Source organism: Thermoanaerobacterium sp. R66 (assembly GCF_028895185.1).
GTDB lineage: Bacteria > Bacillota > Thermoanaerobacteria > Thermoanaerobacterales > Thermoanaerobacteraceae > Thermoanaerobacterium.
Window position 1 is genome coordinate 59,359 of sequence record NZ_JAEUWW010000001.1, and the last position, 15,985, is coordinate 75,343.

Sequence of the window (15,985 nt, forward strand, 5' to 3'; positions counted from 1 at the left end):
TGTCTATAAAATGTTTTTATTTAATCACGTAGGAGGTAGAAAGATGCCAGTTAAACTTGGAATAATAGGCTATGGTGGAATGGGAATGTGGCATCATAAAAACGCCCCAAAAGTTAAAGGTGTAGATGTAGTAGCGGCGTACGATATTGATGCATATCAAGTTGATGTAGCAAAAGAAGCTGGGCTTAGAGGATATGATAAGTTGGATGAATTTTTAAGTGATGAGGAAATAAATACCGTATTAATCGCAACTCCCAACGATGTGCATAAGGATCTTGCAGTGGCGTCAGCAAATGCTGGAAAGAATGTCATAGTTGAAAAGCCTGTTGCAATGTCGATGAGGGAAATAGATGAAATAATAGAGGCTGCAGAAAAGAATAATGTAGTGTTTACAGTACATCAAAACCGCAGATGGGATAAAGACTTTAACAAAGTGAAAAAAGCTATAGAATTAGGTATAATTGGTGATGTCTATACAATCGAAAGCAGGGTACACGGTGCAGGTGGATTGATTTACGGTTGGAGGAATAAAAAAGAGTGCGGTGGTGGTATGCTTTTAGATTGGGGCGTCCACCTTATAGACCAGATTCTATATATGATTCCAAATAAAGTAGTTAGAGTATACGCTGAACTATTTAGCGTATTAAATAAAGATGTAGATGACTATTTTAAACTGTTGATGAAATTTGAAAATGGTTTATCTGCACAGATAGAAGTTGGAACATTTTGTCTAAAGCCATTGCCAAGATGGTTTGTGGGCGGAGATAAAGGAACATTGGTAGTAGATGATTTTGAAGGACATGGTGAAATTGTCAAGCTAAATAAGCTTGCTGACAAATTTGATGCGGAAATAGTAGAGACAACAGCAGGGCCGACTCGCACATTTGCACCGAGGCCAGAAGAAGTAAAAGATCATTTTGAACTTCCAGTTGTAAACTCGGAATGGATAGAGTTTTATGCAAATGTCCGAGATACGATCGAAGGAAAAGCGGAGCTTATAGTAAAACCAGATGAAGTAAAAAAGGTTTATTCAATAATAGAAGCTGCGTTTAAATCAAACCAGCTAGGAAAAGCTGTTGAGCTATAAAATAATATATAAATCATGAATAATATGTACAAATAACAAATACGATAAATTTTGATGGGAAAGGAGGAGACACATGGAAAATCGCATTTCATTAAATGGCACATGGCAATTTAGAGAAGCGACTTCATATGACTGGCTTGAAGGTAAGGTTCCTGGATGCGTTCAGCTTGATTTAATGACTCAAAACAAGATTAGCGATCCGTTTTATCGCATGAATGAAATTGAATGTCACAAGTTAGAGGATAAAGAGTGGATTTACAGAAAAGAATTCGATTTTGAATTTCCTGATGAATTTGACGAAATCAAGTTGGTGTTTGAAGGCATCGACACGTTGGCGGACATTTACTTTAACGGAGATTATTTAGGTACTGCTGAAAACATGTTTATTTCCTATGAATATGATGTGACAGATTTGATAAAAGAGAAAAACAATGTTTTAGAAGTGTATTTTCAATCTATAACAAAGGCGATAAGAAGCATTGAAAAAGACAGCCCTCTGAAGCTGGAATCATCGTTTGAATCGGCAAGACCATACATTAGAAAAGCGCAGTATTCATTTGGATGGGATTGGGGCCCGAGATTGATTCAAGTTGGGCTGTGGAAGGATGCATATATATCTATCATAAAAGATGCAGCAATTGAAAAACCGTTCTTTTACACAGAAAAGTTGAGAGATGGCGCAGCATATGTAAGGGTTTCTGCCTCTATATCGTATTTTGCTGATTTTGACTTAAAGGCGGAAGTCACTATTTCATATGATGGAGAAGTATGCGGTAGAAAAGTTGTCTCAATTACATACGGTGAAATTGATGCGGCGTTTAAGATAGATGAACCAAAGCTATGGTATCCAAATGGTGTAGGACCGCAAAACCTTTACGACATTTGCATAAAGCTTACAATGGCAGATGTGGTTGTTGATGAGTTAAATTTCAGATCAGGTATAAGGGTTGTAGAACTTCTTCGTGAGAAAGATGATATTGGCGAAAGTTTTATCTTTGAAATAAACGGAATAAAGATTTTTGCAAAAGGGGCTGATTGGATACCTGCAGATAGCTTTTTGCCCCGAATAACCAAAGAAGATTACTATACATTTATAAAGCTTGCTAAAGATGCTAATATGAACATGCTAAGAGTCTGGGGTGGCGGCATTTACGAGGATGAGGCTTTCTATGATGCGTGTGATAAAATGGGTATAATGGTTTGGCAGGATTTTATGTACGCTTGTGCTCAATATCCGGATCAATTTGATTGGTTTCAGCAGATGGCTGCAGAAGAAGCAGAGGATGTACTTTTAAGGCTTAGGAACCATCCATCCATCGTATTGTGGTGCGGCAACAATGAAAACAACACTGGTTTCTACTCTTGGTGGGGAAATGGTGATCCGAAGTATCTAGGAAATTACATATACAAAGAAATATTGCCACAGATTTGCGAAAAGTATGATCCATCAAGACCCTATTGGGTATCAAGCCCATACGGTGGAGTAGATCCCAACAGTGAATCAGAAGGTGACAGGCATCAGTGGAATGTATGGAGTGGATGGACTGATGTCAAAGCCTATTTAGCTGATAAAAGCAGATTTGTAAGCGAGTTTGGCTTCCAGTCAATGCCTGATTGGAAGACGGTATTGTCGTATACCAAAGAAGATGACAGATATATTTTAAGCCCTGTAATGATATCTCACAATAAACAGATTGATGGAATGGAACGCCTGATAAGGTACATGGTAAGTGAATTAGGTTTTCCAAAAGACTTTAAAAGCTTTGTGTATTTGACACAGTTTAATCAGGCAGAGGCAATAAAAAAAGGTGTAGAACACTGGAGAGCTCGCAAATTCATGACGGCAGGAACACTTTATTGGCAGTTTAATGATTGTTGGTCAGTAGCAAGCTGGTCTTGCATAGACTACTACAAAAGGAAAAAGGCTCTTTACTATTATTCTGGCAGGTTTTTTGCAAATGTTTTGCCATATATCGCAGAGGAAGATGGTGGAATAACGATTTACGGTATAAGCGATTTGCAGCAGGATGTAGAAGCATATGTGGAAGTATTGTGCTACAGCTTTGATGGTGAAAAGATGTGGGAGAAAAAGTTTAATACAAGATTGATTGCCAACGATGTTGTAAAAATAGCGCATTATGATGAGCGCCAGATTGCTGAAGAGCATGTGCCTCATGTGGTACCTGTTGATGCATCCCATTGTACACTTCCTGTTGAGAAAAATTGGAAACTATTAAACAGCGTCGTATACGTAAGGATGATTGTTGATGAAAAGATATATGAAAATTACTATATTTTTGATAAATTTAGGAACCTTAAACTTACAGAACCTAACATTACGTGCCATGTCGAGGGAACTGACATAATTCTTTCAACTGATGTACCTGCATTTGGAGTGTTTGTCGACACAGAAAACGACGTTTCTCTAAGTGACAACTTTCTTAACATGATACCTGGTGAAAAGTACACTTTAAAATGTTCAAAAGAGCCGGGAGATATAAAAATCATAAATCTTATAAATTCTATTTTAAAAATATAACTATTGATGGAAAGGTATGTGTTTTGCAATGTTTTTGCTATACACATACCTTTTTATATTTTTAAAAAATGATATAATTAAAGAAAGAATAATAAATGGTGGTGATAAAAATGTCAAACTCAATTGATAGATTAGATAATATAATATATGAGAAAGTAAAAGCAATGCCTAAAGATGAACAGAAAGAAGTTTTAGATTTTGTAGAGTATCTAATACAAAAGAGGTTAAAGATTGTAAGAGATATGTTTGAAACAACGAAGGAAACTAAAAAGGTATTAGAAGGATACGGTTATTCAGAAGAAAATATTTCTGATTTGGTAAAAGAAATAAGGTATACAAATGATTAGAGCTGTAATTGACACTAATGTATTTGTATCAATATTGTTTAGTAGTCCCATCATGGAAGAACTTTTTGAAAACTGTGCAATGCACAAATTCACGTGGGTAATATCTGAGAATATATACTATGAATATAGAAAAGTTGTGGAATATAAAAAATTTCATTTTCGTAAAGAAATCAAAGAAAAAATGTTTTATTTTATTGAAAATCTTGCAGAATTTGTGCATGTTACAAGCAATGTAGCGATATCTCGGGATAAAGATGATGATAAGTTCATTAACTGTGCAATTGATGGTGATTGCAATTATATAATATCCGGAGATAAAGATTTGTTAGAAATAAAAGAATATAAAGGAATACGCATTGTAACAGTTAAAGAATTTTTACAAATTATAAACAATATGTACAATAAGCACTGAAGATTAAAACGATGGCATAAAGGTTGTGATATTTTTATCTATAATGAGTTTTTAGAAGAAATTAACATCAATATGATATGAAAAATCCCCTATGCATATAATGCACAGGGGATTGTTCATATCATATTGAAAAGAGCATCTTTTTCTTGGAAAAACCTCATTATATAGCATATTTCATCATCTGGTATTATTATAGAATATTTTGTGTTTAAATGTGTCAATGCTTTCTTTACTGCGTTGTACAATGATTTGTTGCTTTTAATATACTCCTCTTTCCCTATATACTCAATGCTTTTTTCTCCTTTTTTGATTCTGCTTACCATAAAAGCAAAGTGAAGTATTATGCCAAGTAGCATGTCATCATCAAAGCAAATCGACAGCGTGTCGCAAAGTTTCATTATAGTGTTTTGTATGTCGATGTAGAGTTCCTCTCCATCAATGTTATGAATGTTTTCTTTCAGTACATTGCCCATCTTGATGAGGGTTGTCTTAATATCTACTATCTCCTGCAATTCTTTTATGACTTTCAAGCTTAAGACATCATTCATGCTGTACTGTTTAATATTGGTGTCCAATGGGAAAGACGATACGATAAAAGCTATTTCCATGTTTTCCTGGATTTCGTTTATTTTTTTCATTGTCATGTGCTTATCAAGGCTGTCAATTGGTATTATCTCAAATAAATCTTTGTCGTACTTTAAGTTGTTTTTCAAGAAGCTTTTAATCGCAACAGAGGCGCCTTCACCAGTGAGACATGCTGTTATAATTGCGATTTTCTTTTTGTCGCTTATTGGTGGGGCAAAATCCATGTTGTTCTCCATATAAGAATTTATGGACTGTACGCTCATGTAAATATTGTTAAGAGGCATGCCTAATAGCGCTTTTCTGGTAGCTTCAATGACGTGGAGTGTTGAAATAAGCGGTATGACTTTTACTGGCACATTAAATTCCTTTTCGATTGTTTCACCAAATGTCGTAAGTGATCCCATGTCTACCAGTAAAAGGTATCCTGCTTGGTTCATATCATTTCGCACATAATCTTTTAGAGTTTCTAAGACTTCAAGAGGACTTTTGTCAAGGTGGGCGTCTAAACCTATTGCATAATTTTCACCCAACAATTTATTAGCCACATCTGCCATGGATGTAGCAGTAGAATTGCCATGGGCAATTATTATCACCTTGACTTTTTCGCTTTGCTTATTGATGTATTCCTTGTCGGACATGAGAAATATTGCGATAAATCCAGCTTCATCTTCTGGAATCGAAACATTCAAATATCTCTCAATGATTTTTTTAGCTTCAATAGCAACTTCAAATTCTCTTGGGTACAATTGCTTTATTTTTGACAGTTGAGGATTTACAATAGGTTTATTTTTGTTGACCCTTTCAATAAGCGTATTTAAGTGCAAAGCCAGTGCAGTATAGCTGTTTTGGCTGAGATCTTTCCCAAGTAGTTCGGATACAAGTTCTGCGATCCTATCTGTGATGCTTATTATGTCTTCTCCTAAGATATGAATCAAATTCTGCTTGTTTTTCTCCTCAGTTATACCGTATATCTGCTTGTGGAAGTACTTTGCTATGTCTTTCTCCAAGATTGATTCAATGTCTATATCAGATATACCTTTTGCTTTAAGCTGCCTTAGTCTGTCGTTTATTATCTCGTAAATGCTGTTATCGTTAGATGCAGTTGGAATTTCCTCTATTTCATTTGTAGGAGAAAACTTAAAGAATTCTATATCGTCACCTATGACTTCATTCCAAAGCATCCTATGCTGTTTATCTGTGTATAATCCTTTCTTTATATAATCAGGCAAGTCTCTGCTGCAGATCCTTATGTCGCTTTCCTTGTTAGTCAAAAATTCTGAATAGACCTTTGCGCATATAAGCTTGACATCACTTTCTAATTGACCGATGTTGTTTGGACAGTCATATGAACAAAACGCCCTCATGGAATTAAGGGACACGAATATATCTCTGTTTAGCTTTATGCTTTCATGTTTAAAAAATCTTTTTAAAAGGTAAAACCTTTCTTCTAAAGTCCTTTCTCTAAGTGGCGGTATTTTAATTATCATCGGTATTCTTCTGGTAAATGTATTTAAAAGGGATGAAGAAGGATCCTCAGTTGTAGCTGATATGATTAGCACATCAGATGTCCTGTTTTCTACATCGCCGACTCTTCTAAAATATCCAGTATCGAGGAAAGTGAATAAGATCTCCTGTCCTTCAGGCGGTAAGCGATGGACTTCATCAAGGAATAAGATTCCTCCATTTGCCTTCTCGATTAACCCTTCTTTATCTGTATCAGCGCCTGTGTAAGCGCCTTTTTTAACCCCAAATAGTTGCGCTGTCAAAAGCTGAGGATTGTTGCTGTAATCTGCGCAGTTAAATGCTATAAATGGAGCGTCAGGCTTTTTTACCCCCATATCTATGGCATACTTGTGCATTATTCGCGCAAAAGTGGATTTTCCCACACCTGTTTCACCTAATATTAAGCAGTGTATTCCTTTAGGAGGATATAAAATAGCGGCTTTTGCCTGTTCACCAGCTTGTTTTAGGCTTATATTGTTTTTAATAAGCATGTCCAGTTCGTACAATTTGCTGTCACTGGAATTGCTTTTTGTGTTTTCAAACACTGGTGAAAACATCACTGGCCTGCCATCTGACTTTACGACTTTTCCTTCCTTGCACAAAAGATTTAACTCATGACTAACGTTTGCTCGCGACATATTTAGCTCATTTGCTAACGTCATGGCATCTACGCCGTTTCCTCTATTTAGCTCTATCAACTTTTTTAAAATTAATTCTTTTCTTTTCAACTTAAAGATCCCCTTTACCACAAATAACTTTCTCTACCTATATTTTATTATATATTTCGCAATAAGTTTTTCAATAGTGATTTATTGGATTAAACACTATTTAAACATTAAAACACTAACAAAAAACAATAAAACAATATGCAGATTTTTATTAAACACTAAGAAACACTACTCGCTTTAAAGCGCATGGACGGCATAAATTGCGCAGTTTAGTGTTTTGGCATGGTTTTTGCATATATTATTTAGTGAACCCCAAAATAGATAAAACCAATTCAAGGAGGAAAATAATATGGATTTGCAGCAAATAGTTATGGAAATCATTATACAATCAGGTGAAGCAAGGGCATATGCACATGAAGCGCTTAGAAAGGCATATGACGGCGAATTTGAAGAAGCTGAAAAACTTATGTCTCAGGCTAATGAGGCTATCGAGAAGGCACACAATGTGCAGACCGGCATGTTGCAAAAAGAAGCATCGGGCGAAAAATTAGATTTTTCTATATTGTTTGTGCATTCACAAGATCATCTTATGACTGCTATATCAGAGAAAAATCTCATATCAGAGATTATTGAGCTTAGAAAGATGTTGGAGCCAGTTCTTCATACATGCGTGACAAAATAAAAATCAAACACTAAATAGGAGGATAAAATGATTAAAGCGGTACAATTTTTAAATCAAGTTCAAGCAGGATACGGAACAGATGAAAAAATGAATATGGAACCTCAATCTCAGTTTGGTGCTATAGGATTGGGGATGCTTTTGAAAAACACCATGATGAGAAACGGCGGTGACATAATTGGCACCGTAATATGTGGTGATAACTATTTTCTTGAAAATAAGGATGAAGCTATTGAAAAATTATTAAGCATGATAAAGGCGTTTAATCCAGATGTTGTCATATGTGGCCCTGCATTAAACTACAAAAGATACGGTGATTGTTGTGGATATTTGACAGAAGCCGTCATAGAGAAATTAAATATTCCTGCATTTGCGGCCATGTCGAAAGACAACACAGGTACAGAATTGTTCAGAAAAAAGATATACATCATAGAGACTCCCAACAGAGGCGGTATAGGACTAAACGATTCATTGAGAAAGATATCAAAGTTTGCAGTAAAGTTGGCTCAAGGACAGCCTATAGGATCTCCTGAAGAGGAAGGATATTTTCCGCAGGATTAAGGGGTGATACCGATGTTTTTGGATTGAATACTTTTGCTTTCAAGGGATTTCCCTCTTTTTAAGATGTTTTAATAGTTCTTGTCTTGATATGTAGTAGGGAAATCCTTGAAGATAAAACGCAAAATTGCTTTTACAAACAAAGCTTTTTGAAAGGAGGGAAAACGTTAATGCTTAAGATTATTCTATTTTGCTCTTCAGGTTCATCCACAAGTATGTTGATTGGAAGAATTGAAGAAGCAGCAAAAGCAAGAGGCATAGAGGTTGCTGTCGATGCATACCCTGAGGCACAGATGGAAAAATACGTAGAAGAAGCGGATGTGGTTCTTTTAGGTCCGCAGGTAAAATTCATCTTGCCAAAAGCAAAGAAAATATGCAGTGAAAAAGGTGTGCCTGTGGATGTGATAAATCCAGTCGTCTACGGCATGATGGATGGGGAAAAAGTGTTAGACCAAGCTTTAAGCATGGCTAATAAATAGTTCTCATTTATAAGTTTTAAAACCAAAAATCCAAATTTAAGATAAGGAGTGTTATAAAATGAGTAAGTTTACAGATTCGCTTGAGGAAAAATTGATGCCTATAGCGGGCAAAATCTCTGAAAATAGGTACTTGACATCAATTCGTGATGGCTTTATGCTTGCTGTTCCACTCATTACAATAGGTGCTGTTTTCTTGTTGCTGGCGTTTTTGCCGATACCTGGATATTCTGATTTTATGGCAAAGGCTTTCGGACCAAACTGGAATACATTCTTTATGAGGCCCTTTGAGGCTACAATGTCAATAATGAGTATATTTGTAGTATTTGGCATTGCATACAGCCTCGCAGGGCATTACAAGATTGATGGTTTAAACACGGCTGCAACTGCACTCGTTGCATTTTTGATATTTACACCGTTTATAGTTAATTATACACCTGAAGGAGCTAAAAAAGCAATTCAAGTAAGCGGTGGTATACCGGTTGACTGGATGGGCTCAAAAGGTCTGTTTGTAGGCATTTTAACGGCAATACTGTCAGTTGAAATCGTAAGATTTGTTATAAAAAGAGGCTGGGTAATTAAGATGCCAAAAGGTGTTCCACCTGCAGTTGAAAAGGCTTTCTCTGCGTTGATTCCTGCGGCTATAGTTGCTATCATCATCGATGTTATAAGAATGCTGTTTGCTATGACATCTTACGGTACAATACATCAATTTATCTACACAGTATTGCAGATACCTTTGACAAGACTTGGCGATACACTGCCTGCTACGTTGATTGCAAACTTCTTCGAAGGACTTTTCTGGTCGTTTGGTATACATGGCGCAAACGTAGTCGGATCTGTTATGGGACCAATATGGTTGGCGCTTGCAGCAGAGAACTTACAGGCATTCCAAGCTGGTCATCCAGTTCCACACATCATAACACAGCAGTTCCACGATATGTACATGCTGGTAGGTGGCTCAGGCAGCACATTAGGACTTGTACTTGCTATGCTTTTCTTCTCAAAATCAAGACAGGTTAAGACTGTTGGAAAACTTGCTATAGTTCCTGGTTTATTCAATATCAATGAACCTGTAATATTCGGACTTCCAATTGTTTTAAACCCAATAATGGTAATACCATTCATATTGACGCCGATGATCTTAGCTACTTTGACTTACATCGTCATGTCAATAGGTCTTGTTGGGCATCCAACAGGTGTCGTAATACCATGTACTACACCACCTATCATCGGAGGACTTTTAGTATCAGGTTTTAGCGGTGCTGTATGGCAAATAATCGAATTAGTGATTTCATTCTTCATATACTTGCCATTCTTAAGAGTCGTAGATAGACAGTACCTTGAGCAAGAGCAAGCAATGGCTGTTGAAAGCCAAAAAGGCTGATATAATTGCAATTAGGCGGTTACAGTCGTAATCGTCTAATTGCTTTAAACATTTTAAAAGGTGTAAGGAGATAAAATTTATGGGTGTTTTGGAAGAACTAAAAATAAGCCTTTTTATGCCTCAAAATTACAAAAGATTAAAAGGCGAATCTATAATAAAACTTCTCAGATTTGACCTTATCTTGACGATTTTTGGTGTTATCTATTTAACGCTTATAAAACTTATAATATCACTATTTACAGGCAATTTTTCAGTATTTTTAAATAGCTATTTAAAACTATCAATAAAAAATATTGCATCTTCACTAATATTTCTATACATTGGTTTGATAGCGTCGTCACTTGTACTATCACTTGTCTTTTATGTTGTGGCACTTATAAAGAAACAAAAAGAATTGAATTATTACGATTTGATAGTTTATGCGACGCATGCACTGGCAATATGTATTGTATTAGAAGAATTCTTTGGCCCCTTAGTGATAGTATTTTCCATAGGTTATTTTCTAATATCATTAGGTGGGGAAAAACTTATTACAAGCTATGTGACTAACAAAGCAAGAGGAGGAAAGAAAAATGGCAAAAGAGTATAAATTTCCAGAAGGTTTTTGGTGGGGTTCTGCCACATCTGCAACACAGATAGAAGGTGCTGCGAGTGAAGACGGGAAAGGAATGAATGTATGGGATTATTGGTACAAGCAAGTGCCGAATCGCTTTTTTAACGGTGTAGGACCCGAATTGACGTCTGATTTTTACCACAGATATAAAGATGACATAAAATTGATGAAAGAAATAGGACACAATTCATTTAGATTCTCTATATCATGGTCAAGACTGATTCCTGGTGGAGTAGGAGAAGTAAACAAAAAGGCGGTAGATTTCTACAATAACGTCATAAATGAGCTTTTAGAAAATGATATTATGCCTATAGCTACTTTATTTCACTTCGATATGCCGATAGAAATGCAGCACATTGGAGGATTTGAAAGCCGTCAAGTTTTGGAGAATTATAAAAACTATGCTAAGACATGCTTTGAGCTTTTTGGAGACAGAGTAAAAAGATGGATTACCTTTAATGAACCTATAGTTCCAGCGGAGGGAGGATACCTTTATAACTTTCATTATCCTGATATTGTGGATTTTAAGAAAGCTATACAGGTATGTTTCAATACAGTTTTGGCAAGTGCTATGGCGATAAACGAGTTCAAAAAGTTAGGCATAAAAGATGGAAAAATCGGGATTGTACTAAACTTAACTCCATCATATCCTCGCAGCAATCATCCTGCAGATCTTAAGGCAGCAGAGATAGCTGATCTTCTTTTCAACAGAAGCTTTTTAGACCCATGTGTCAAAGGAGAATATCCAGATAAACTTGTAGAACTTTTAAAAAGTTACGACCACTTGCCAGTGTATACTGAGGAAGATCTTGAGCTCATAAAAAATAATACGGTTGACTACCTTGGAATCAATTATTATCAACCTAGAAGAGTAAAAGCAAAAGAAAACATGCCAAATCCTTATGGTGTATTTACACCTGATTGGTTTTTTGATGAGTATGTAATGCCAGGAAGAAGAATGAATCCGTACAGAGGATGGGAGATATACGAAAAAGGAATATATGACATCTTGATAAATGTAAGGGACAACTATGGGAATATTGAATCGTATATTTCAGAAAACGGCATGGGTGTAGAAGGAGAAGAACGCTTCATAAAAGACGGTATAATCCAAGATGACTATAGAATAGACTTTATCAAAGGTCATTTAAAATGGCTTCATAAGGCGATTGAAGAAGGGTGCAATGTAAAAGGCTATCATCTTTGGTCTTTCATGGACAATTGGTCATTCTTAAATGCGTATAAAAACCGCTATGGGCTCGTATCGGTTGACATATCAACACAAAAGAGGACCATCAAGAAAAGTGGATATTGGTATAAAGAATTAGCAAAAAACAATGGGTTTAGCGAGTAAAATGTTCCCTCTTTATGAGGGATTTTTTTATTTATTATAGAAATTGTTATCTATAAAATTATTTTCTTAACAAATGTTTCAAAATAAAGGCAATAATGATGATACGGTTAATCTGCGATTTGCTACGTTTTTAAAGATAAAAAATTTTTTTGTAACAAAGCAGGAATTTTTAAATTTTTGTAGAATAAATATTATAGTATAGAAATTGATTACTATGGAGGTATTTGATTTGGAAAATGTAACGATAAAAGATGTTGCAAAGCATGCACAAGTGTCAATAGCAACTGTCTCAAGAGTTCTAAACGAAAATTATCCTGTCAGTAAAGAGACTAAGGAAAAAGTTTTAAAAGCAATGAATGAGTTAAATTTCAAACCTAATAGTATAGCCAGAAGTTTAAAGAGCAATATTACTCATTTAATTGGTGTAGTTCTCCCTGACATTTCTAATTCGTTTTTTATGGAAATAATAAAAGGGATCGATAGTGTTGTCAGTAAAGAAGAATACAGTTTAATTCTATCATACACAGATGAAAATTTTGAGAGAGAGTTAAATGTTCTTAAAAGATTGTCACAAAAACGTGTTGATGCAATAATTTTGGCATCTTCAAATACGGATAATAAATATGTTGATGATCTAATTAAGGAGAATATTCCTGTTGTATTGATAGATAGAAAGATTAAAAACAGCAATGTGGACGTTATTGCAAGTGATGATTTTGGAAGTGCTTATACATTGACTAAATATTTAATAGAAATGGGACATAAGGATATTTGCATTGTAAATGGCAATTTAAATGTTAGCACTGGTATAGAAAGGTATGAAGGGTTTAAAGCTGCAATGATGGATCACAATATTGAGATTAAAGATGATTTTATCCTCAATGGGTATTATTCTTGGGAAAAAGCATATGAAGAAGTAAAAAAGTTGATTGTGGATAAAAAGATTGTACCATCAGCTATTTTTGCAGCTAATAATAGGATGGCAGAGGGTACGATGCTAGTGTTAAAAGAGAATCATTTAAAAATTCCTGATGATGTTTCACTTGTGACTTTTGAAGAAATTGAAAATCAGAAGCTGATAGAACCAAAACTTACTTGTATTAAACAAAATGCTTTGTTAATGGGGAAAAAAGCCGGACAAATGATTTTAGAGAGAATAAAGGATAAAGAAGCGAATCCTAAAGAAATAGTTGTAGTGTCTGATCTCGTTATTAATGGTTCTGTCAAAAAAATAAATTAAATTAAACTATAGGTGGTGAATATAATGCCTGGAACAAATAGCATTTTAGTGGTATCAAAAAATCAGCTTAACAAAATCAACACTTGGATGTTTTTGCTACGTGGATGTGCGATTCTGATTTTGATATCAACATTTATTCCTGCATTGAACCCAGCGATGGTCAGTGGTTTGATTGATAAGAATTCTGCTTTATTTACTATGGCAGTGTCTTATAGTTCGCTTGTAGAAGGATTTACAAGAGCAATAAACAGAGGATGGGTTAATAGTGGTACAGTGCTAAATATATATATTTCTTCTCTTCTAACCTTTCTTAGTGTTACTGCAATTGTGGCAGGTTGTTGCATGACGCTGGGTAAGTTGAAATTGCAAAGATTAGGTATAAAAATTATTATTATAGGGTGTGGAGCAGCTATAATTTCTTTGCTTCTTTTGTTTCCGGCGTATTATGCTCTTTGCGGAAGTGCTAACCTTAACGCAGTTCAACCTATTATATCATATTCATATTTGATTTTTGATATTTTTTTAATCGTTTGTGCTATATTAGGGTTTGTTAATATAAAATTACTGCCCAAACCTTCGGAAAACGATAAGTATGAAATGGAAGCAAAGTACAAGTTGTTTTTAATGGCGCTTCCGTTTGTAATCCTTTGCTTTTTGTTCTCGTATTTGCCTCTTTGGGGATGGCGTTATGCATTCTTTGATTATACTCCAGGACTTGGATTAAGCTGGAATAACTTTGTTGGGCTTAAATGGTTTGAATTTTTGTTTAAAAATGCGGCTAGTAGAGCTGATATCATAAGGGTTATGACAAATACTCTTGCGATGAGTGGAATTGGCATCGCAACGTCATTCTTACCAATGGCTTTCGCAATTTGCCTTACAGAAATCAGATCACTAAAATTGAGAAAATCAATTCAGGTTGTTACAACGATACCGAATTTTATCAGTTGGGTCCTGGTGTACAGTTTGGCTTTTGCTATGTTTTCTACGGAAGGATTTGTCAACACAGTTTTGATAAAATTAGGATTGGAAAAAACGGCCACTAATTTTCTAATGAGTGGAAGTCATATTTGGCTTAAGATGTGGTTATGGGGGACATGGAAAGGTCTTGGATGGAGTGCAATCATATACATAGCAGCCATCTCAGGTATAGATCAGCAACTTTATGAAGCAGCTACTGTGGATGGTGCAGGACGATTTAAGAAGATATGGCATATTACTATACCGGGTCTTATGCCAACATTTTATGTGTTGCTTCTCTTGAGCATTGCAGGCATTCTTTCAAATGGAATGGACCAATATTATGTATTCAGGAATGCGGCAAATCAAAATTCAATTGAAGTGTTAGATTTATACGTGTATTTATTGGGGCTTGGCAGTGGTGGAACTGGAAATATACCGTTGGCAACGGTCGTTGGCATGTTGAAATCTGTAATCAGTATTACGTTATTAATGGCTGCAAATTGGTTTTCCAAATTGTTACGTGGTGAAAGTATAATTTAGGGGGATTAATAATGAATGCAGATAGTGTAAATAAGACTAATTTGCCATCAAAAAAATTTAAGATATTTAAGGTCAGAAGTGATAGAGGTCTAGGTGATATAATTTTTGATTTCTTTAATCATGTGTTTTTCATATTATTTAGTTTAATTTGCTTATTTCCATTTTATTATCTTTTCATAAACACTATAAGTGATAATAATTTAGTAAGTTCAGGACAGATATTATGGTATCCTAAAGGAATTCATTTTGATAATTATTTAGCTTTGTTACAAGTACATGATCTTGCAACTGCAACATTTGTATCTGTAGCCAGAACTATTATTGGAACAGCATTGATGGTATTGGCATCGGCTTTTGTTGGATATTTAGTGACAAAACAAAAAATGTATGGTCGTAGATTTATTTATCGCTTTATAGTAATTACCATGTATTTTAATGCCGGATTAATTCCTTGGTATTTAAATATGTCTATGTTAGGTTTAACTAATAATTTTTGGGGCTATATAATTCCTGGAATAGTGTCGCCGTTTAACATTATATTAGTAAAAACGTATATTGAGTCAATACCACCAGATCTTGAAGAAAGTGCTGAAATAGATGGGGCAGGATATTTCACTATATTTTGGAAAATTATTTTGCCGCTATCTAAACCTATTTTAGCTACGATTGCTATATTTGGTGCTGTTGGTAACTGGAATAGCTTTACTGATTCTATGATATTAATGTCTGGAAATCCATCCTTATACACATTGCAGTATAGGTTGTATATATATTTGACAAGTACGTCAGATTTAGCGACTTTGATGAATTCAGGAGGATCGGTTTCTCAAAACGTCATAAATTCGGTTATGAATATGAGGACGATGAGAATGACAGTTGCAATGGTAACTCTTATTCCAATTTTACTGGTGTATCCATTTATGCAACGATATTTTGAGAAAGGAATTATGATTGGTGCTGTTAAAGGCTGAAATTAAGAGTTAAGTTGTGAAAAATTAATATTTTTAACAAATATTAATTTTTATAAAAAATTA

At 35.0% G+C, this 15,985-nt stretch carries 14 protein-coding genes; 13 read left to right on the plus strand and 1 reads right to left on the minus strand.

Annotated features, from left to right (window positions below):
* Positions 1-43 precede the first annotated feature (43 nt).
* The 4 genes from JJQ93_RS00265 to JJQ93_RS00280 all read left to right on the plus strand — a co-directional run bounded on the left by JJQ93_RS00265 (position 44) and on the right by JJQ93_RS00280 (position 4,385).
* Positions 44-1,087, plus strand: a complete 1,044-nt coding sequence (locus JJQ93_RS00265; RefSeq protein WP_274892333.1) for a Gfo/Idh/MocA family protein — start codon at positions 44-46, stop codon at positions 1,085-1,087.
* A gap of 73 nt (positions 1,088-1,160) precedes the next feature.
* Complete coding sequence (locus tag JJQ93_RS00270; protein WP_274892334.1) at positions 1,161-3,626, plus strand: beta-mannosidase; 2,466 nt, start codon at positions 1,161-1,163, stop codon at positions 3,624-3,626.
* 95 nt (positions 3,627-3,721) lie between these two features.
* Complete coding sequence (locus JJQ93_RS00275; RefSeq protein WP_274892335.1) at positions 3,722-3,973, plus strand: DUF2281 domain-containing protein; 252 nt, start codon at positions 3,722-3,724, stop codon at positions 3,971-3,973.
* Positions 3,966-4,385: a putative toxin-antitoxin system toxin component, PIN family gene (locus tag JJQ93_RS00280; RefSeq protein ID WP_085112276.1), complete on the plus strand. Its 420-nt coding sequence runs from the start codon at positions 3,966-3,968 to the stop codon at positions 4,383-4,385. The genes JJQ93_RS00275 and JJQ93_RS00280 overlap by 8 nt, the downstream gene beginning before the upstream one ends.
* 116 nt (positions 4,386-4,501) lie before the next feature.
* On the opposite strand, the gene JJQ93_RS00285 is transcribed toward JJQ93_RS00280, so the two are convergent.
* A complete protein-coding gene (locus tag JJQ93_RS00285; protein WP_274892336.1) occupies positions 4,502-7,201 on the minus strand; it encodes a sigma-54-dependent transcriptional regulator in 2,700 nt (899 codons plus the stop codon).
* Positions 7,202-7,490: 289 nt separating this feature from the next.
* Between JJQ93_RS00285 and JJQ93_RS00290 the strand changes: the two genes are divergently transcribed.
* The 9 genes from JJQ93_RS00290 (at position 7,491) to JJQ93_RS00330 (ending at position 15,922) form a co-directional block, all read left to right on the plus strand.
* A complete protein-coding gene (locus JJQ93_RS00290) occupies positions 7,491-7,823 on the plus strand; it encodes a PTS lactose/cellobiose transporter subunit IIA (RefSeq protein ID WP_015311075.1) in 333 nt (110 codons plus the stop codon).
* Positions 7,824-7,850: 27 nt separating this feature from the next.
* A complete protein-coding gene (locus JJQ93_RS00295; RefSeq protein WP_014758155.1) occupies positions 7,851-8,381 on the plus strand; it encodes a glycine/betaine/sarcosine/D-proline family reductase selenoprotein B in 531 nt (176 codons plus the stop codon).
* A 167-nt stretch (positions 8,382-8,548) separates the two neighbouring features.
* Positions 8,549-8,857, plus strand: coding sequence for a PTS sugar transporter subunit IIB (locus JJQ93_RS00300; RefSeq protein WP_013787347.1), 309 nt, complete (start codon positions 8,549-8,551; stop codon positions 8,855-8,857).
* 58 nt (positions 8,858-8,915) lie between these two features.
* Complete coding sequence (gene celB, locus JJQ93_RS00305) at positions 8,916-10,241, plus strand: PTS cellobiose transporter subunit IIC (RefSeq protein ID WP_274892337.1); 1,326 nt, start codon at positions 8,916-8,918, stop codon at positions 10,239-10,241.
* 79 nt (positions 10,242-10,320) lie between these two features.
* Complete coding sequence (locus tag JJQ93_RS00310) at positions 10,321-10,830, plus strand: hypothetical protein (protein WP_274892338.1); 510 nt, start codon at positions 10,321-10,323, stop codon at positions 10,828-10,830.
* Positions 10,814-12,208 (plus strand): 6-phospho-beta-glucosidase GmuD, encoded by a 1,395-nt coding sequence (gene gmuD / locus JJQ93_RS00315; protein ID WP_274892339.1) that lies wholly within the window; start codon positions 10,814-10,816, stop codon positions 12,206-12,208. The genes JJQ93_RS00310 and gmuD overlap by 17 nt, the downstream gene beginning before the upstream one ends.
* A gap of 229 nt (positions 12,209-12,437) precedes the next feature.
* On the plus strand, positions 12,438-13,448 hold the full coding sequence (locus JJQ93_RS00320; RefSeq protein WP_274892340.1) for a LacI family DNA-binding transcriptional regulator: 1,011 nt from the start codon (positions 12,438-12,440) through the stop codon (positions 13,446-13,448).
* A 24-nt stretch (positions 13,449-13,472) separates the two neighbouring features.
* Positions 13,473-14,951, plus strand: a complete 1,479-nt coding sequence (locus tag JJQ93_RS00325; RefSeq protein ID WP_274892341.1) for an ABC transporter permease — start codon at positions 13,473-13,475, stop codon at positions 14,949-14,951.
* A gap of 11 nt (positions 14,952-14,962) precedes the next feature.
* Entirely contained in the window at positions 14,963-15,922 is a 960-nt protein-coding gene (locus JJQ93_RS00330) for a carbohydrate ABC transporter permease (protein ID WP_274892342.1), read from the plus strand.
* Positions 15,923-15,985: the final 63 nt, after the last annotated feature.